The 16,993-nt window shown below is 58.8% G+C and carries 18 protein-coding genes, 1 tRNA gene, 1 pseudogene and 1 riboswitch; of the genes and pseudogenes, 6 read left to right on the top strand and 14 right to left on the bottom strand.

Annotated elements, in window-relative coordinates; genetic code table 11:
* A partial coding sequence (locus IRZ24_RS06755; protein WP_297161526.1) for a hypothetical protein occupies positions 1-397 on the top strand: 397 nt, incomplete at its 5' end.
* Complete coding sequence (locus IRZ24_RS06760; protein WP_297161527.1) at positions 381-1,787, top strand: MFS transporter; 1,407 nt, start codon at positions 381-383, stop codon at positions 1,785-1,787. The genes IRZ24_RS06755 and IRZ24_RS06760, both read left to right, overlap by 17 nt.
* A 211-nt stretch (positions 1,788-1,998) precedes the next feature.
* On the opposite strand, the gene tatC is transcribed toward IRZ24_RS06760, so the two are convergent.
* From tatC to IRZ24_RS06820, 13 genes are all read right to left on the bottom strand, one after another.
* Positions 1,999-2,835: a twin-arginine translocase subunit TatC gene (gene tatC / locus IRZ24_RS06765; RefSeq protein WP_297161530.1), complete on the bottom strand. Its 837-nt coding sequence runs from the start codon at positions 2,833-2,835 to the stop codon at positions 1,999-2,001.
* Positions 2,836-2,912: 77 nt separating this feature from the next.
* Positions 2,913-3,290 carry a twin-arginine translocase TatA/TatE family subunit gene (locus tag IRZ24_RS06770; protein ID WP_297161533.1) on the bottom strand — a complete coding sequence of 126 codons (378 nt, stop codon included), beginning with the start codon at positions 3,288-3,290 and terminating at the stop codon, positions 2,913-2,915.
* Between the two features lie 214 nt (positions 3,291-3,504).
* Positions 3,505-3,807, bottom strand: coding sequence for a hypothetical protein (locus IRZ24_RS06775; RefSeq protein ID WP_297161535.1), 303 nt, complete (start codon positions 3,805-3,807; stop codon positions 3,505-3,507).
* A complete protein-coding gene (locus IRZ24_RS06780; RefSeq protein WP_297161539.1) occupies positions 3,785-4,612 on the bottom strand; it encodes an RNA polymerase sigma factor in 828 nt (275 codons plus the stop codon). The genes IRZ24_RS06775 and IRZ24_RS06780 overlap by 23 nt, the downstream gene beginning before the upstream one ends.
* Before the next feature lie 549 nt (positions 4,613-5,161).
* Entirely contained in the window at positions 5,162-5,422 is a 261-nt protein-coding gene (gene acpP / locus IRZ24_RS06785; RefSeq protein ID WP_069802715.1) for an acyl carrier protein, read from the bottom strand.
* A complete protein-coding gene (gene nusB / locus IRZ24_RS06790; RefSeq protein WP_151729581.1) occupies positions 5,422-5,874 on the bottom strand; it encodes a transcription antitermination factor NusB in 453 nt (150 codons plus the stop codon). The genes acpP and nusB overlap by 1 nt, the downstream gene beginning before the upstream one ends.
* 264 nt (positions 5,875-6,138) lie before the next feature.
* On the bottom strand, positions 6,139-6,471 hold the full coding sequence (locus IRZ24_RS06795; RefSeq protein ID WP_297161546.1) for an Asp23/Gls24 family envelope stress response protein: 333 nt from the start codon (positions 6,469-6,471) through the stop codon (positions 6,139-6,141).
* 126 nt (positions 6,472-6,597) lie between these two features.
* A complete protein-coding gene (gene fabD, locus IRZ24_RS06800; protein ID WP_297161549.1) occupies positions 6,598-7,638 on the bottom strand; it encodes an ACP S-malonyltransferase in 1,041 nt (346 codons plus the stop codon).
* Positions 7,639-7,840: 202 nt separating this feature from the next.
* A complete protein-coding gene (gene rpmF / locus IRZ24_RS19770; protein WP_112431204.1) occupies positions 7,841-8,032 on the bottom strand; it encodes a 50S ribosomal protein L32 in 192 nt (63 codons plus the stop codon).
* 88 nt (positions 8,033-8,120) lie between these two features.
* Positions 8,121-8,660 (bottom strand): DUF177 domain-containing protein, encoded by a 540-nt coding sequence (locus tag IRZ24_RS06805; protein WP_297161551.1) that lies wholly within the window; start codon positions 8,658-8,660, stop codon positions 8,121-8,123.
* 162 nt (positions 8,661-8,822) lie between these two features.
* Positions 8,823-9,491 carry a hypothetical protein gene (locus tag IRZ24_RS06810; protein WP_297161554.1) on the bottom strand — a complete coding sequence of 223 codons (669 nt, stop codon included), beginning with the start codon at positions 9,489-9,491 and terminating at the stop codon, positions 8,823-8,825.
* Between the two features lie 382 nt (positions 9,492-9,873).
* Positions 9,874-10,389, bottom strand: coding sequence for a pantetheine-phosphate adenylyltransferase (gene coaD, locus IRZ24_RS06815; RefSeq protein WP_297161557.1), 516 nt, complete (start codon positions 10,387-10,389; stop codon positions 9,874-9,876).
* 1,195 nt (positions 10,390-11,584) lie between these two features.
* Positions 11,585-11,675, bottom strand: a tRNA-Ser gene (locus IRZ24_RS06820).
* A gap of 309 nt (positions 11,676-11,984) precedes the next feature.
* On the opposite strand from IRZ24_RS06820, the gene IRZ24_RS06825 reads away from it, so the two are divergent.
* The 4 genes from IRZ24_RS06825 to IRZ24_RS19775 all read left to right on the top strand — a co-directional run bounded on the left by IRZ24_RS06825 (position 11,985) and on the right by IRZ24_RS19775 (position 16,826).
* Positions 11,985-13,529, top strand: coding sequence for a protein phosphatase 2C domain-containing protein (locus tag IRZ24_RS06825; RefSeq protein ID WP_297161561.1), 1,545 nt, complete (start codon positions 11,985-11,987; stop codon positions 13,527-13,529).
* 266 nt (positions 13,530-13,795) lie between these two features.
* Positions 13,796-14,563, top strand: coding sequence for a DUF72 domain-containing protein (locus IRZ24_RS06830; RefSeq protein ID WP_297161564.1), 768 nt, complete (start codon positions 13,796-13,798; stop codon positions 14,561-14,563).
* A 118-nt stretch (positions 14,564-14,681) separates the two neighbouring features.
* Positions 14,682-14,965, top strand: a riboswitch (cobalamin riboswitch).
* Positions 14,966-15,115: 150 nt separating this feature from the next.
* Positions 15,116-16,099, top strand: a complete 984-nt coding sequence (locus IRZ24_RS06835) for an ABC transporter substrate-binding protein (RefSeq protein ID WP_297161567.1) — start codon at positions 15,116-15,118, stop codon at positions 16,097-16,099.
* A gap of 634 nt (positions 16,100-16,733) precedes the next feature.
* Positions 16,734-16,826 (top strand): hypothetical protein, encoded by a 93-nt coding sequence (locus tag IRZ24_RS19775; RefSeq protein ID WP_366914248.1) that lies wholly within the window; start codon positions 16,734-16,736, stop codon positions 16,824-16,826.
* Here the strand turns inward: IRZ24_RS19775 and IRZ24_RS06840 are convergent.
* Positions 16,785-16,993 (bottom strand): annotated as a pseudogene (locus tag IRZ24_RS06840) (hypothetical protein); the annotation flags it as partial. The gene IRZ24_RS19775 and the pseudogene IRZ24_RS06840 overlap by 42 nt on opposite strands.

Raw genomic sequence — 16,993 nt, forward strand, 5'->3', positions numbered from 1 at the left:
TGTGTATAAGAGTCTGGTGCAGGGAGTGGTCAGCATTCCAGAGCATGTGCGTGCCATAGATCGGCGCGTTGAGCAGGGAAGCGATCGGGTAGCAGAGGCGGTCATCGAGTTTCGGGCGCGCACTATGATGGTGAAGGAGATAGCCAAAGCCTTTTTCTTACCGGGCTTGGTAAGGCGAGAGGTAGCTCGCACTGATGCACCTCGCGCTGCTGCCAGCGGTGAGAGGTCATGGAAGGCCGTTCCACTGCCGACGAGTCACAGTGCTGTTGATGGCCTATCAACTGCCTCAGAGCTTGAAGGCTCTGGCCAGCGCGGCGGCATCGACCAGCTTCCCGCCCGCGAGGAGACGCCTGCCAGCCAGGCGATGCAGTCTATGCGCCATGTCGCTCCTCATTGATTACGTGCGTCAGTTTGTCCATCTGCAGCGGAATGCTCGCCTCTATCTTATCAGCAACGCTCTCAGCGGCGTTTCGCTTGGCATTCTGCTGCTGCTCTATAATCTCTATCTCGATGCGCTGGGCTATCGCGCTGACTTTATCGGAGCGGTCCAATTCGTGGCTACGGTCGGGGCGGGACTGGCCATCTTTCCTGCGGGTCTCTGCATTGACCGTTTAGGAGGCAAGACAGTGCTGATTGTGGCCAGCCTCCTGATAGGATTACTTGGGGCTGGCCAAATCCTCTTTCGGCAGCCTCTGCCCTTGCTAATCACAGCCTTCCTGGCAGGAGTAGTCAGCGCGGCCCTGCTCGTCGTGAATGCCCCCTATCTCACGCAAAACAGTTTGCCGGCGGAGCGCTCTCATCTCTTCAGCCTGAATCTTGTAGTAACTCTGGTAACCTCGGTAGCTGGGCGTTTGCTAGGCGGAGCTTTGCCTGTCTGGTTCCGGCAGATTCCCTGGCTGATAGAGCCATTACCATTTCCTCTCAGTGCTCTACTGGCCCCTCAGCCGGAAGCGCGGGTCTATCAGCTCGCACTCATGAGTGCTGGCCTATTGGCCATTCCGAGTCTGGTCCCTCTCTTTCTACTCGACCCTGATCCACGGCCCCCGGAGGAGCAGTCTTCCAAGAAGGTCACGCTATGCGCTCTAGCCAGCAATCTCCGAAAGCATCTTCGTGAGATCGTGGCTGGCTGGAGGCACTGGCTGGACAGAAAGTTATGGAGATTATGGCTAGGCAATGCTCTGGTTCTGCTCACTCTCGAACAGGGGCTGATTGGCTTCGGGGCTGGCCTCTTTATCCCCTACTTCAATCTCTTTTTTGTGCACCAGCTGGGAGCCAGCTCATGGCAGTTTGGCCTGATTGATGGGGCTGCTACCGCTTTCACAGCCTGCGCGACCCTGCTCGCGCCCTGGTTAGCTGCGCGTCTGGGAAAAGCGCGGGCGGTTGTCCTGACCCAGGCTCTTAGTCTACCACTCATGCTTGTGTTAGGGTTCAGCCGCTCACTGCTACTGGCGGCCTTGCTCTATCCCCTACGGCAGGGAGCGATGGACATGACGATGGGAGTACTCCAGGCCTTCTCAATGGAAGTGGTACCGGCGCGCTGGCGTGGTCTGGCCAACAGCAGCTACCAGGCTGCCTACTGGATTGCTTATTCGCTGTCGACCCCTCTTGGAGGCATCATCATTGTTTGGCAGGGCTATCCCAGCATCTTTCTCCTGGCGGCCATCAGCTATAGCCTGGCGATTCTCGTGCTCTGGCGTGGTTTTGGGCGTGATCGTCAACCAGAGGAAGAGGCCCAGGCGGAGCGAACAGAAAAGGGAGCGGTCAAAGCTACAGCCGAGCCTCATTGAAGCGAGTGAGCTGGACCATTGCGGATCGCGCCCATCATAGAAGCCAGCGCCCTGGGCCAGAGCGGTCCTGCACGCAAAGACCATCACGCGGTCGCCGTAGTCCTTGCGAGGGGAGAGTAGAAGGAAGGAGGAGCGGGTCCCCGAGCGAGCCTGGCGAGCCGAGTAAGGTGAAAGAGGCACTTACGTATCCAGCAGGCTCGCGCAGACTCGCTCAGGTGCCTGCCTGGCTGGGACGGACCATGAAACGAATAAGTAGGATTGTCAGCTCATACAGACAGGACATCGTGACGCCCAGGATAATCGGGCTATAGAAATCCGCCCCGGGGGTTATGAAAGTCGAAGCGATCCAGAGTCCGACGTGGGCTGCGGCGCGGCGGCGTTTCAGGGTTTCGACGTTCACCACACCCAGTTTCGCCAGGAAAGTCAACACGAGAGGAATCTCGAAGACGATGCCGAAGGCCAGCAAGAAAAAGGCCACAAACGTAAAGTAGCTATCTGCTGAGACCAGCTCCACGAAGTCGCCGGCGGAGAAAGCAATCAGCCATTGGACTGGGTACTGGAGCACCACAAAGCCCAAGGCAATACCGGCCACGAAAAGGATGCTCCCCATGATCAAGAAGGGCAGGGCAGCCCGTTTCTCGTGGCGGTAGAGACCGGGGGCGATAAAGGCCCAGGCCTGATAAAGGATCACTGGCATAGCCAGCAGAATGCCGACAGCAATCGAGACCTTGAGGAAGACAGTAAAGCCCTCGGCCAGGCCGATAGTAATCAAACCTTTCCCTGCCAGCTCGCCATGAGGGCCAAGGCGCAAGCTATCCGCCAGCCTTGGCAGGGGCAGCGTCAAAAAGCGCAAAATCGGCTCACGGAAGATAAAAGCGAGAATCGCCCCCACGACGACGGCGATCAGCGACTTAAAAATGCGCCAGCGCAGCTCTTCCAGGTGCTCAACGAGCGTCATGGAAGCGCCGTCTTCCTCTTCCTCTTCGAGGTGAAAGGTCTCATCAAGGTCGGGCATCAGGTCAGGTCGTTGCAAATTCCCCGTAGCCATGCTCTCCCTCTACTCACTCCCGGCGGCGCAGCGCGGGCCGAAGCGACTGGATACGCCTACTCTTCATAGCTACTGCCTCATTCAGCCTTTTGCCCGCCCTCGCTGCTGGCCGGCTCTGTCTTACTAGTGCTCGTAGGAGAGGTCTGGCTCTGAATTGACTGAGGCTGCATCTCGCGAACCATCTCGGGAGATGGCTCAAAGAGCTGGTCCTGCCGCAGAGTGCTCCCACTGCTCAGACGATTCAGATTATTGCGCGCCGCGTAGGAAGGGGAAAAAGGCTCATCGAGAGGATCATGCTCCTCTTTATCTTTGGTGAGATCACTCATTCCCTTACGAAACTCCCTGATGCTCTTTCCGATCGCTGATCCCATTTCGGGTAGGCGCTTCGGGCCAAAGATCAGCAGGGCAACGAGCAGGATAACAATCAGATCGAAGCCGTGGAATCCGGGGACCATAGTTACACCCTCTCTTTTCTTGTCTTGTCTTGCCTTATTGAGACGAGCCGCGTGCCTTTATGCACTCTGAAAGCAACGACACTCTTCTGATTAATTGTATCTCACACCTGCAGTTGCTGACCAGCGGTAGCCCATAACCAACTGCTAGGGACAGAGAGCCACTGGTGCCCTAACGAGCACTGGCAACCTGGTAACCTACCCAGCCAGCCTAGCGCTAGCCGGAATAGGTAGGATAAGAGGACAGCTCCCGCTGAGGAGGAGTCAGCAGAGACTGCACGCACGCCAGACCAAGGCTCAGCACACCCGCGCCCGCAGCGCCCAGGGCCACGAGAGCGGTAGCGCGGCGGCGACTCAAACGCCGTTCGCCTAACAGATGAGCAATGCGCTGGTCGCTTTCAAGAGAAAGCGCCTCTCTGATGACACTTGCGCGCAGGCGCTCCTCCAGACCAGGGGGAGTGGGGGCCTGCTCACCATAGTGACGTAGGAGCAGCACCTCAACAGAATCCAAAGGCTGCATAAGGTCTCCCATCGTGCCAGGGAGGGCCAGAGACCAATCGCTCGGGCCTCTCTCGGCTGGCAGCATCTCCTTTTTGAAACATCTGCTCAGGTTGATGCGCTGCCACCTCCTCTGGATCTTCGGCGGGAGGAAGGGGCGAGGCTCCAGCCGAAGAGCCGGCTTGGCAGGCAGGCGCAGGCACCAGGCCTGACTGCTGGCGGGGGCCATCGCCACGCTCTAGAGCATAAAGCTGTTGGAACTGACGGCGGGCGCGCACCAGGCGCTGACGCACTGCCGGCTCACTGACATCCAGCATTTGGGCGATCTCCGCGCTAGAGAAATCGCCCACTACGGAAAGCAGCAGACAGACACGCAGTGGTTCAGGCAGGCGCTGCAGCGTCCGCTGCACGGCATCGCGCTCGGCGATCAACTCACCGGGATCAGTCCCGGAGATGGCTCCGTAGCCTTGAGGCTGGACGGGTACCGCCTGGGCTGCGAGGTCCTCCGTCAGATGTTCGCCCTCCGGCTCCTGATCGCGTCGCTGCTGTCTGCCCAAAGAAGAGAACGGCACAAAGCGGAAGAGGCGCTTACGGCGCTCCTGCATGCGGACCGTATTGAGAGCGATTTTCAGCAACCAGGCGCGTGCATTAAAATGAGGGCCACTGGAAGTACGGGCAGCCTCAATACTTTTCAGCGCCTGCTGAAAAGTATCCTGGGTGAGGTCCTGACTTTCCTCCCAATCGCCGGTCAGGCCATAGATCGTATGGAAGACCAGCCTACCGTATTGCTGGATAAGCGCCTCGACGGCCTGCGCCGCGGGTACCATCGTTCTCTGTTTCCTCACACACTCACTTGCGTCAGCCGGAGCTGAGGATGCCGGCTAGAGGAGGGAATCTCTCCTTACTTAAGGAGATGCCTGGGGGAGAGGAAATGTGACAGCGGGAAAGGTGAGGGGGGAAGAGAGGAGATGAGCGGCAACCACCGCCCCACCCATCCCACGCCACGTAAGCCATCTGATCTTGCTGAGCAAAGACACTGCTCTCAGGCTCTTTGCCTGACCTGACTGACCAGGCGAGACACCAAGCCGAGCCGAGCTGAGCCGAGCCGAGCCGGACCGCTTGGAGAGCAAAGGGGCAACAAGCAGAGAGGCGGTTTGACCGGCTGTCTGGCAGCAGACAGACCGACGCAGCTGACGCATGCACGGTATAGAGAAAAGCAACCTCACCACGGCCTACCGATCGGTAGGTAGGCGAGGAGGAGCACCAAATAGAACCGTGAGCAAGCAGCGCGCCGCCTCCTCTTTTCCGCCTGTCGCTGCTCGCGCCCTCGAGAGAGCGGAGCGAGCGCGGATCAAATCAGCGCAGCTTAGGGCAGCTCAGCGCAGATGTTCCTCGATATATTCCTGGGCCTCACCCACCGTCGTGATCTTCTCGGCGTCCTCATCCGAGATCTGGAGCTTAAACTCCTCCTCCAGGGACATAATCAACTCCACCAGATCCAATGAGTCCGCATTCAGATCTTCGACGAAAGAGGCACTGGGGACCACCTCGCTCTCGTCGACGCCGAGCTGCTCGACGATAATCCGCTTCAGGCGCTCGGCGACAGAGCCGGAGCCGGAGCCAGAGCCAGAAGCCATTAGGATGTCACCTCACTTTCCGCAGTTGGAGTGGGCTGCTGTTGCTGTGCCCGCGCAAATATAGTACCAAGGACACCATTGACGAAGCGGCTTGACGAATCGCTGCCAAAGAGCTTAGCTAATTCGACCGCCTCATTAATGGCTGCCTTTGCTGGTACCGTATTATTAAACAGAATCTCATAGATTGCAAGTCTGAGGATATTTTTATCGATGCGGGCCATTTGAGAAAGTGGCCATTCGCGTGCGGCGCTCTGGATCTGCGCATCGATTGTCTCCAGGTGGGCGCAGGTGCCCTCAACCAGCTCAAGGGCATAGTCCACCACCCGGGGATGCAGATTGCGCTCCTGGGCATGGCGCTGCACCACCTCGACGGGGGGATGCCGTACCGTATCGAACTCATAGAGCGCCTGCAGCGCGACCATTCTGGCCTGTCTGCGTATCCCTACCGGCATAGTGTCTTCACCCGATCGCTGGTCTACCTCACTGGTCTTGTCCGGCTGCGTGCACTTGCCCGCAAGCAGGAAGCCAACCTCTGTTGAACTTGCCTCAGCATGTCTGCCTCATCTCCATCCACTCTCTACCAACCTGTCTGCCTTCCCCCTTCTCCACCACTAGCTGCTCCTTCTCTCTCACCCGCTCTCTCCACTGACCGATGGCTCCTTTGCCCGAAGCTCTGGCCTTTTGTCTAACCTTTCTTCCTGCCTCTTCTCAAGGCACTAAGCCACATCCTGGATATAGACATTGATCTCTCGCACCTGCATCCCGACCATATGCTCCAAGGCGGCGGCTACCTCCTCCTGAACGGCAGTGGCGACCTCGACGACGTTCACGCCGGAAGCCAGGACCAGATAGAGGTCAACACTCACGGTATTGTCCTTGACCGTCAGAGCCACCCCCTGGCGAGGAATCTCGCGACCGGCAAAAGCCGGCCAGCGCTCGCTACCGCGAGCCAGACGGACGACGCCGGCCACGCCTAGCGCCGCGTTGGAGACAATGGTGGTCAAGACCTGGCGGGCGACGCGCACCACGCCTGGAGGCTCGTTGGTCATATAGTGTGCTTCCCTTCTACTCTGCAGCATGCTAGTGGAACGCTGGCCGCTCCATGCCATCTTATCCTCGCCTTTCCTCCTTGCCGCCTTGCCCTGTAGGCAGCAACCCTTGTTTATTATACCGCATCAGGGCTGGAGCAGGCCCTGCTCTTGCAAGGCTGTAACCGCTTTGTCTAGATCGTTGGCGTTGCTGATCGTCAGGGTGGTAGCCTCACGAACGATACGCTTGACCAGGCCTGTCAGCACGGAGCCGGGGCCGATCTCCACATAGACGGTGACGCCGGCCGCGGCCAGGTACTCGACGCTCCGAACCCACTGCACGGGAGCAACGATCTGGCGCGCCAGCTCCTGGCGCAGCGCCTCGGCATCGGTCAGCGGTCGAGCCTCAATATTGCTGATGATAGGAATGCTGGCATTGCGCAATGGCGTAGTAGCTAATACCTGGGCTAGACCGGCAGCGGCGGGTTCCATGACCGGTGAGTGGAAAGCGCCACTTACCGCTAAGGGGATTACCCGCTTAGCACCGCGAGCCTTGGCGCGCTCCATTGCCAAAGTCAGCGCACGCTGCTCACCCGAGATAACAATCTGGCCAGGGGCATTCAAGTTTGCCACGCTGACCTTGCCCCAGCCAGGATGCGGTATCGGTTGAAGCTGGGCCGACTCTTGGGCTCGTAAGGCCTCCTCGGAAGCCTCACGGCAAATCTCCTGTAAGGTTTCCTCATCCAGGCCAATGACTGCCGCCATGCCACCAGGGCACATGCTTCCCTCGTGGTGCATCAGACGTCCCCGCTCGCGAACCAGGCGTACGGCGTCTTCAAGGTCAAGAGCGCCGGAGGCGACCAGAGCCGCATATTCACCAACGCTGTGACCAGCAGTAAAGGTTGGGGTCAAAGGTGACGACCAGCTATGGCGGGGAGCAAGCCGCTCCTGGAGAGCGGCTAACAGGGCGAGGCTAACGGTGACAATCGCGGGTTGGGCATTAATCGTCTCACGGAGCTGCTCTTCCGGTCCCTGGAAGCAGAGGGCGCTCAACGCCATTCCCAGAGCCTGATCGGCCCGCTCAAAGACCTGGCGGGCAGCCGGTGACTGCTCATAAATATCGGCCCCCATGCCGACCGTCTGACTGCCTTGCCCGGGAAAGAGGAAAGCTATTCCTTGTGCTTCCATAGAGAATTTACGCTGGCGCGAGAGACAAGCGCGGCACGAGCGAGGCCTCAGCCTGCATCTGCTGCTGAATCTCACCTGGCCTGACCTTGCCTCGCTCGACCGCGGGCCTGCCTGATCTCACGCTCTCTCCTCTTCTCGTCGTGGTTTCAGGTTGCTTGTCCCAGTCCAGTGGAGTGCGATTTGCCGCACTGCGCTCGCAGCACTAGCGCTTACGCTCCTTGGGCCAGAAGACCTGGCGACCGCGATAAGTGCCACACTTTGGACAAGCGTGGTGGGCGAGTCGCGGCGAGCGGCACTGTGGGCAGAGCACCAACTGAGGTAGCTTCAAATGAAAGTGCGCGCGTCTCTCACCCTTACGCGCGTGAGAAACTCGCTGTTTTGGTAATGCGCCCATAGAAAAGGCTCCTCCTCTATCTCCTACATCGGGCTAACTGGCGGAAACGAGCCAGGTGGCCAGCGCAACAGCGGGCACTGCGAGCACGTCAAGCTTGCGACGGCAAGCGCTGCTGCAGTAGCTCGGCCAGCGCGCTCCAGCGGGGATCAATCTCCGGCTGGCACTGGCAAGGGCCCAGGCTAAGATCATGGCCGCATTGTGGGCAGAGACCTGGGCAGTCCTCGCGACACAGCGCGCGCATAGGCAGCTCCAGCAGCAGATGCTGGCGCACAGCCTCGCTCAAGTCGAGCTGGTGGTGCTCGTCAATCGGAAAGCCCTCATCCTCACCCAGGGGTGGAGGAACAGGCATACCGCTGGTGACATCGATGGTAGGATAGAATAGCTCCTCGAAGGTGATATGCATGGGCTGCTCAAAAGGCTTCAAGCAGCGGTCGCAGACCATCGGGAGGGTCAGATCCACCCAGCCATCGACCAGCAACCCGTAGTCGGTACGTCGCATGCGGACGTGGCCATTGACAGCGCCGAGTATCTTTAGATCGCTATCCAGCTGAACATCTTCTTCGTGAATATCTGCCTGGAAGGCGGTACCGATGGACGCCTTCAGCAGTTGCGCCACGTTGTACTGCATAAGAAACAGAACCTCACTTTTTGCCCCAAAGTAGACGACTGAACGGGAGAAGGGCTACAAATAGTGCTGAACAGGTCAGGCTGTCTGTCGATGGCGCAAGTCTGGAAGATACTCAGCTTCTCACGTACGCTGGTTCATTATAGGTGACCCTGAGAAGGTGTGTCAAGCCCTTGGCTCAGGACGATGGGGTGGCTCGCCTGGGCGCCCGAGCATTGGGCCGCCCATCGTATCGGCGGCCAGGGAAGAGCGGCGCGGGGAAGGATGGGGGGGCAGAGCATCCTCCGCCTCTTCCTCATCGGCGTAGAAGTCATAGCCGGCCTCGGTCAAGGCTGCGGCGGCCTGGTCCTCGCCCTCCTCTTCGCGATAGGGAGAGGCCCCCAGGCTTTCCAAACCCTTCTCAATACTCAAGATGGTGCGGCTGATTTCCGTTTCGATGGCTGTCAGGTGCTCATGCAAGGAGCGCAAGGTTTCCGCAACGTAGGCATTGGCCTCACTCTTGAGCTGCTGAGCCTGCTCTTCTGCCAGGCGCACCAATTCCTGCGAGCGCTCCTCAGCCTGGCGCAATAGTCCCTCGCGGTCCATCACCCGCTCGGATTCCTCGCGCGCCTTGGCCAGGATGCTGGCCGCCTCCGCCTGCGCCTGGGCCAGAATACGCTCTTTTTCCTGGAGGAGGCGTCGAGCCTGTTTGACCTCTTCGGGAATCGCTGCGCGCATCTGATCAAGGATCGCCAGAATCTCGGCCTCCCTGACCATAATCTGATTGACAAACGGCATCCTGCGACTACTGGCGATCAGGTTTTCCAAGCGATCTACCAGATAGAGTATATCCACACTGACCCTTCCTCTTCCTCGTGCTCTCTTGCGGCTGACTGACAGGACGGCTGCCGAGCAAGCTTGACTCGACTCACTTAGCTCTGCTCTGCTCTGCTCGTCTTCCCTCTGCCCTCTGGCTGGTAGGTGGCTGGAAAGACGGAACACTGACTTGCGTGGCCACCCAAGACGCGAGCCGGGCAAGTCGATTTTACTGTCTACCTTTCGACCTGTCCTGTCTCGTGTGCGCCAACCAGCTTCCTCTTCGGAGCAGCGACTGGCTGCAGCAGAGCCTGAGGCAGTGATCGCGCGAACTAGGCAATTGCTGCTCCTTGCTCAGCCAGCCGACAGACTGGCTAAGGCCGTCTCCAAACGCCCCCTCAGCGCTGGGGTCTTGCTCAATTCACGCCTCGCCGTGACCAAACTTGCGTTGCAAGGCTCTGATCACTGCCGGCGGCAGCATATCGCTGACGTTCCCCCCCAAGCGGGCTACCTCTTTCAGCAAGGAGGAACTGACAAAGAGATGCTGCAAGTTGGTCAGTAGGCAAACAGTCTCTATTTCTGGGGCCAATTTGCGATTCATTAGCCCTTGCTGAAACTCTGCCTCAAAGTCGTTGGGAGAGCGGAGGCCCTTGATGATTACAGAGCCGCCAACTGAACGCACAAATTCGACTACGAGACCATAGAATTTTTCCACGCGGACATTGGTGAGGCCCTCAGCGGCGATGACCTCCTCCCAGAGCTGGACCCGCTCGTCGACAGAGAAGAGCAGGTTTTTATCGGGAACAGCGTAGACTGCCACGATCAGCGTATCGAAAAGGCGGGCGCCGCGCCGCGCGATATCCAGGTGACCATGCGTGAGCGGGTCAAAGCTGCCCGGGTAAACGGCAATCCGTTGACGTTTCTCTGCGTTGCTCACACGAACATCCCTTCACGATGCTGAAGCGGCCATTGTCTATCTCTCTGTCGAGTGACTGACGACCGCTGCGTCTGCCAGCGGGATCAGGAGAGTGCCCAAGAGACAGTCAGAGAGACGGCTACCCATCCGGCTGGGCTGCTGCAGTCAAGAAAGCCAGATGATCAGCTACCAGGTAGGGGAAAGGCTGACTCTCTTGCTGGCATCCTTTCCCCGCACGACTCTGACTGCTGCAGGCCTGCCTGATTGGCTTGCCGGCTCTGCTCTTGCTATAGCCACTCCGGGCCGTCTGGCATGTTGCTCTGTTGCCTATGATACCATACCTGCTGGAGATGGGGCAATGTATGGAAGGGACCCCAAGCCACTAGGGGGAGAGGAACAGACGGGGAAGCAATGGCCGTGAGTACAGGCCCAGCGGAGGGTGGAAGAGAGAGCTAGACGAAAGAGGCACACGAAAAGGCCAGTGCTGTTGTGAGTACTGGCCTTTCAGATAGCTACTAAGGCAGGGGCGGCAGGACTCGAACCCGCAACCTGCGGTGTGGAGCTGCTCTCCCGCAGCCCACGTTCAAGGGCTGCTGGCGCTCTCCCCGAACCGGACGTGCACCTTTCGATGCATCCGGCTCTCCAGAGGTTCAGGCCATAGACAACATTCTACGCTCGAGCATGTCGAGCGTAGCTGAGCCAGTGGACTGACCTCCTGCATCCCTTCCCCCTGTCTCAGGCATTACCCTGAGCATTTGAGTACTATGGATGCTCCGTCGCCATGCACCTTGCGGTGTTTAGGCGATCCCCCAGTTGCGCTTCTGCTCCGCTCCGGGTTTAGGTGCCTCGTTCGCCGCCGCGCTCGTCAACTAATGGACGAGAGCTTCACTGGAGAAGCGGTTACCAGCCCTCCAAATTACAACTGGCAATCCAGCGAAGCGGGCGACTGAGGTTCAAGCAATCCAGCCTTCACCATGCCCGGCCTAGCTGCCCGGCGCTTACCATTGTCTGGCGGAAGGGGAGGCGCCGGACTTTTCGACCATGCTGTTGTCCCCGCTCCCTTTCGGGTAGCCAGGTAAGGTCGTGCTTTAATCACACCCGCTTCAGTGATGTTGCACTACCGCAACAAGAACAGAAGCACCACAGGGGCGCACTTTGGAGACCGCTGCTCTACCATTGAGCTACACCCCTGTACACAGACCACTGAGCGGTGATCTGGCGGAGAGGGTGGGATTCGAACCCACGAGGGACTTTTGATCCCTAGCGGTTTAGCAAACCGCCGCACTAGGCCTCTATGCGACCTCTCCTTGTGTGGTAAAGGCTTCCTTTGCGATTGTCACAAACAAGGATACTCCACTTGTTGCGGATTGTCAAGCCCCTTTTTGCGCTGGCTGTGAGGTGATTGGAGCTGGCTTCCCCAGTCGAAGAAGCTGAGCGGAGGTTGCTACTCTTGGGCATTTGCAGGCGCATGTACCAGGAAATTTGGATGGTCATGCTGCACACTACGCGAAGTGTGGAGTATACTTAGTATTGTCGGCAAGAATTGCAAGAGAAGCACGACGTTGAGCTGATCGTGAGTGCCCGGCACGGCCTGGTAAAGAGAGGATAGCGAAGCGATGCTGGGGCAATTCAACATCGGCTATGGGGTCCGCCGGCTCCCGCTTTTGGTGCGGGCATTAGGGTGGCTCTGTGCGCTGGCCGTTCTGGTTTGGGTCTCACAAGGTTTCCCTCCCCATGCCTGGCTGCTGTTCTGGCAGACGCTCCAGCAGCTTCCGGCGCTATGGACGCTCCGCGGGCCTGCTCTTCTTCTCCCTCTCTTGGGATTGGCGGTCTTTGCCCTCCTGCTGGCTGGGGCCTGGATAGGGCTGTTGCTAGCCGGCTGGCGTCTCCTACGGGCTGCCTGGCGCAATTGGGAAGAGCGCCGTCTGCTCAGACATGAGCTTGAGCAGTTGCGTGAAGCTGAAGCCCAAGCGACCCATGCAGTAATGGGGCAACGGCCTACTGGGCGCAAGCCCTCCTCTGCGTGGTCCCCGGCAGCCTTCTCTGCCCCTCGTCAGGACTCGTGTGCGCCGGCTTCATCTCAGCTCTCCTCTTCTCATGAACCCTCTTCATCTGGGCCGAAAGGCCCCTCTCTCTCACCGGCATCGCTGCAGCGTGCTCTCTGGGCTGATTTCCCGACACAGGTCGATCTGCCTCTCTCGACATCTAGCACGCTGTCCGCGCTGGTGACCGCGCCTGCCGAGGACCAGCTAGCCTTTCCCTCCGAGGAGCAGACCTTGCCTGTAGAGACTCCCTTGCCCAATGGTCTGGCTCAGGCCTTGACGGCCGTAAGCGGTAGCGAGCGACGTGGGGAGGTGCCTCCTGACTCCCGCCCCAGAGGGATGCTTGTCATTCGCATGGGGGCAGCGACTGACCCCGGTTTAAAGCGCCGCTATAAACCTAATGAGGATAATCTTGCTGCTATTCAGCAGCAGCGAGCCCATACCGGTCAGACCTTTGGCCTCTGCGTGGTAGCTGATGGTATGGGAGGCCATTCCAATGGCCGCGAGGCAAGCCGCCTGGTGGTAGAGACGTTTTGCGAACTCACTCTACCGGCATTGACCAATTCAGTAGAGAACGACGAGTCGTTCTTGACAGGTATATTGGTTGATGCATTACAACACGCCAATCTGAAGCTCTATCAACGTAATCGCCTTGAGAAAGCCGATATGGGCACAACGGTGACGGCGGCTCTCCTGCTTGATAGCACGGCCTATGTGCTGAATGTGGGCGATAGTCGGACCTATCTCTATCGTCCGGCGACAGGCCTGACTCAAGTGACGCAAGATCATTCAGTCGTGGCTCGCTTATTAGATGAGGGAGCGATTTCTCAAGAGGATGTCTATCATCATCCGCACCGCAATCAGATTTATCGTTGCCTGGGTGATCGGGCGGCGGTGGAAATTGATGTCTTTGCCGTGCCCTTATTGAGGGGCGATAAGCTGCTTCTGTGCTCAGACGGCCTCTGGGAAATGGTACGTGATCCGCAGATTGAGCATCTGCTAGGCCTCGATGCCGATCCTATGACGATCTGCCAGTGCTTGATTCAGGCAGCTCTTGATGGTGGCGGCGATGATAATGTGAGCGTCATTGTGGTCGAGGTGCTGCAAGTAGCTGCCTGAAGTTGGCAGTCTCTGGTTAGCCTGAGCCTTTCCCCTGACTGCTGGCTTCTCTCTCCTCTGATCAGGCTCTCTCTGCGGCTGGCTGGAATGCTGTAGTATCTATTCTATCTTAAGGAGGGCGGAGAGAGTGCTGCCGATTGCCCCTGATTGATCAGTCGTGGGTATGCCGGGACTAGGTGGCTCTCCTGTCTTGGCCGGCCTTAGGGTGCCGTGCAGGTCGGGGATCAAAGCACTCCTCGGGTTGAGGGATACAGGGAGGCTGAGCCGTGACCATCTGGATTGGGACATCTGGCTGGATCTATCCGCACTGGGTTGGCCGCTTTTATCCGTTTACTTTGCCGCCGCAGGAGTATCTGCCTTACTATGCCCAGCATTTTGCTACTGTAGAGATTAATAGCAGCTTCTATCATCTGCCTTCGCGTTCGCAGTTTGCCCTTTGGGCCGAACAGGTAGCTTTTCATCCGCGTTTTCGCTTCGCCGTGAAAGCCAGTCGCTATTTGACCCATATGAAAAAGTTACGCGATGTAGCTGAGCCGCAAGCGCGTCTGCTGGAGGCGGCGCGTGGCCTAGGCCTGCGCCTGGGTCCTCTGCTTTACCAGCTTCCGCCGCGCTGGCGGAGTGACTTCGAACGTCTGGCGGCTTTTTTCCGCTTGCTGCCGCCTGAGTTAGAGGTAGCTTTTGAGTTTCGAGATCCTTCCTGGCTGCAAGGTGCCGCAGGTGAACGCTTGTGTGCGCTGTTGGCAGAGGCTGGCTGTGCCCTGGTGATTGCCATTGGGGGCGCGCTCTCTACGCCGCTGGAGCTGCCAGCCACAGCCCCTTTTCGCTACCTGCGTTTCCACAGTGGGCAAGCTGGTCCGTGCTTCAGCGAAGCCGAGCTGACTTTCTGGGCCGAGTGGCTGGCTAGGGAGGCCAGAGAGGGGCGTGACTGTTATGTCTATTTCAATAACGATATTGAGGGCTATGCCTTGCAAAATGCCACGCGTCTGCGCGAGCTAGTAGCGGCCCGCCTCGATGCCGCGACGGTAGCTTCTTAAGAAAGGACCTGTTGCTCTGTCTGGCTCTGCCTGTCTGATGCGCTTCTTGGCGCGCAATGGCGAGCGCTATGGGTTGACAGCCCGCTAGCCTCTTGCATATACTTCCTCTGCTATCAGTGAGCTGTGCAACGCATCAGGTGGCCGGAAATCTTTGTGCTCATTTCCGGCAGAATAGGGAAGCCGGTGCAAATCCGGCGCAGTCGCGCTACTGTGACTGGCGAGCACCTCGACGGCCCGTCTGCTCCTCGCTGCAGGCGGGTGTAGGCAAGGACCAGCAGCAAACAAGCCACTGTTCCCAGGTAAGCCTGTGTTGGGACCAGGTGCAGGTAAGGGAATGGGAAGGCGCGTCAGGGTGCGCTTGAGCCAGAAGCCAGGAGACCTGCCTGATGCTGGTGGCCCATGTTCCTTCGCGTCAAAGGAGCAGGCGTACTATCAACCACCGAACCGAGCTAACCCGCGGCGTTCCCGGTCCTTCTGTGTTGTGGTTGCGCCCCCTCTACGCGAGGTGACAATGGACGGTCGGCTATCTTTTGCTGTGGAGGAGTGAGCTTTATGAGCATCCTTGTCATCTCCAGACGGTTATTTCTTTGTTTGCTAGGCCTGAGCTTCCTTCTGCTTGCTGCCTGTGGTCAAGCTCAGAGCAGCGGCAGCGCAGTGCAGTCCAGCCCCACGCCAACGGTGGTGCGTGATATCTACGGTACTCCGGTGGTCTTCCCCAAGGCGGCCCCGCAGCGCCTGATTTCCCTGGTGCCGAGCATGAGCGAGATTCTGGCCGCACTCCACCTGGAGAGCCGCGTTGTCGCTGTCGACTACTATACGGACTATCCAGCTCAGCTGACGCGCCTGCCGCGCATCTCTGACGCCAATGGTAACTACAATGTTGAGCGTATCGTGGCGCTACATCCTGACCTGGTCCTCAGCTCCGGCGGCCTCACCGAGAAATACGATGCCCAATTGACGCGCCTGGGCCTTCATGTGGTTGATTTACCGGATAATACCATTGCTCTGATGTTGGCTGAGATTCAGACTGTGGGCCGCCTGACCTTTACTGAGAGCACAGCCAATGCGCTGGTCAAGCAGCTAGAGCAGCGCATCTCTCAAATCCGCCAGGCGGTTAAGGGTACGACGCCGCCGACGGTGATGCTGGAGGCTGATGATAGTACGCCTGGTAAGCCCTATGTCTTTGGCGGCGGAACCTTTGGCGATGAGCTGCTGCAGGATGCCAATGCCATCAATGTCTTTCACAATAATACAAGCAACGGGGGCTATCCCCAGGTCACCGATGAGGCGGTGATCCGCGCCAACCCCCAGTATATTATCCTCACTGAGGACCCGCGCTACGGGGGCGATCCCCAGTTGGTCTATCGCCGTCCTAACTGGAACCAGATTACTGCGGTCAAGCTGCATCATGTCTATCATCTCAACACGGATCTCATGCAGCGTCCGGGGCCACGTCTTGTGGATGGACTGCAATGTCTAGCCCAACTGCTGCATCCTCAGAGCTTTAGTGGTTCGCTGCCGGCCTACTGTCAGTAGGTTGGCTGGACTGCGGCGCAGCGGCCCGAGGCGGGAGAGGAGAAAGAGCCTTGGATGAGGTGGCAGCGCGGCAAACTGAGGCCTGCACCGGTAAGCAGGGACTTCTGGTCTCTTAAATCAGCGACAAATACCTCTTATCCGGGCAGGTTTCGGCCTTTACACTGGAAAGAGATACAAGCCCTGTGTGGGAAAATAACTTGTCCGTCGCCGGTGCCCGTGGCAAGGCTCTCCGTGTCTGTTGCTGGCGACGCTGTGAGTGTAAGGCAGAAAGAGAGGGGTCCTGATCACGATGCGTATTCGGCAGGTGACTCGGGCGAGTAGGCAGTCAGGTCGCAGCCGAGCGCTGCGCGCAAAGGCTGCAACGGCTCAGGCAAGTGCCCCGGGGCAGGGCTGGCAACCCTCTTCTTGGCAGGAGCAAAGTGGTATATGGCAGCCCTGGCTAGGCGGTCGCCCTGATGAGCACGATCTGCAGTCTGCACTGCCTCGCAGACGACGTTCCTCCTCTGCTGGCAACAGACTGGGTGACGACGGTGTGCTCACTCAAACATCTGTCGCTTCAGAGCTGGAGGGATCAGCGGTATCTGGTGCAAGCCTTGCAGCTTTGCTGGAAGAAGAGCGAGCGCAGCGTGTGGCGATGCTGAGAGCGCGAGTCGTCGCGGGCACATATGAGGTTGATAGCGTGACGCTAGCCCGCAGGATGCTCGAAGAAGTTAACAGGGACGGGTGAGCGCTGATGGGGATCGGCGCCTGAATGTGCTGCTCTTTCCGTGTATGGGCTGCGGTGCTGTGAGGAAGATGGTCGGGCATGGGAGGGGAGCGTGTTGGGTACCCCCGGTTGGGGGGCAGGCCCGCCGGCCTGGATGTGACCAGGAGATGGGCCTGTCTGACCAGACA

Source organism: Thermogemmatispora sp. (assembly GCF_019683755.1).
GTDB lineage: Bacteria > Chloroflexota > Ktedonobacteria > Ktedonobacterales > Ktedonobacteraceae > Thermogemmatispora.

Excerpts from the sequence above, each read along its gene's own strand:
- IRZ24_RS06760 (WP_297161527.1), top strand. The coding sequence starts at position 381 with ATGTCGCTCCTCATTGATTACGTGCGTCAGTTTGTCCATCTGCAGCGG.
- tatC (WP_297161530.1), bottom strand. The coding sequence starts at position 2,835 with ATGGCTACGGGGAATTTGCAACGACCTGACCTGATGCCCGACCTTGAT.
- IRZ24_RS06770 (WP_297161533.1), bottom strand. The coding sequence starts at position 3,290 with ATGGTCCCCGGATTCCACGGCTTCGATCTGATTGTTATCCTGCTCGTT.
- IRZ24_RS06775 (WP_297161535.1), bottom strand. The coding sequence starts at position 3,807 with ATGCAGCCTTTGGATTCTGTTGAGGTGCTGCTCCTACGTCACTATGGT.
- IRZ24_RS06780 (WP_297161539.1), bottom strand. The coding sequence starts at position 4,612 with ATGGTACCCGCGGCGCAGGCCGTCGAGGCGCTTATCCAGCAATACGGT.
- acpP (WP_069802715.1), bottom strand. The coding sequence starts at position 5,422 with ATGGCTTCTGGCTCTGGCTCCGGCTCCGGCTCTGTCGCCGAGCGCCTG.
- nusB (WP_151729581.1), bottom strand. The coding sequence starts at position 5,874 with ATGCCGGTAGGGATACGCAGACAGGCCAGAATGGTCGCGCTGCAGGCG.
- IRZ24_RS06795 (WP_297161546.1), bottom strand. The coding sequence starts at position 6,471 with ATGACCAACGAGCCTCCAGGCGTGGTGCGCGTCGCCCGCCAGGTCTTG.
- fabD (WP_297161549.1), bottom strand. The coding sequence starts at position 7,638 with ATGGAAGCACAAGGAATAGCTTTCCTCTTTCCCGGGCAAGGCAGTCAG.
- rpmF (WP_112431204.1), bottom strand. The coding sequence starts at position 8,032 with ATGGGCGCATTACCAAAACAGCGAGTTTCTCACGCGCGTAAGGGTGAG.
- IRZ24_RS06805 (WP_297161551.1), bottom strand. The coding sequence starts at position 8,660 with ATGCAGTACAACGTGGCGCAACTGCTGAAGGCGTCCATCGGTACCGCC.
- IRZ24_RS06825 (WP_297161561.1), top strand. The coding sequence starts at position 11,985 with ATGCTGGGGCAATTCAACATCGGCTATGGGGTCCGCCGGCTCCCGCTT.
- IRZ24_RS06835 (WP_297161567.1), top strand. The coding sequence starts at position 15,116 with ATGAGCATCCTTGTCATCTCCAGACGGTTATTTCTTTGTTTGCTAGGC.
- IRZ24_RS19775 (WP_366914248.1), top strand. The coding sequence starts at position 16,734 with ATGCTGAGAGCGCGAGTCGTCGCGGGCACATATGAGGTTGATAGCGTG.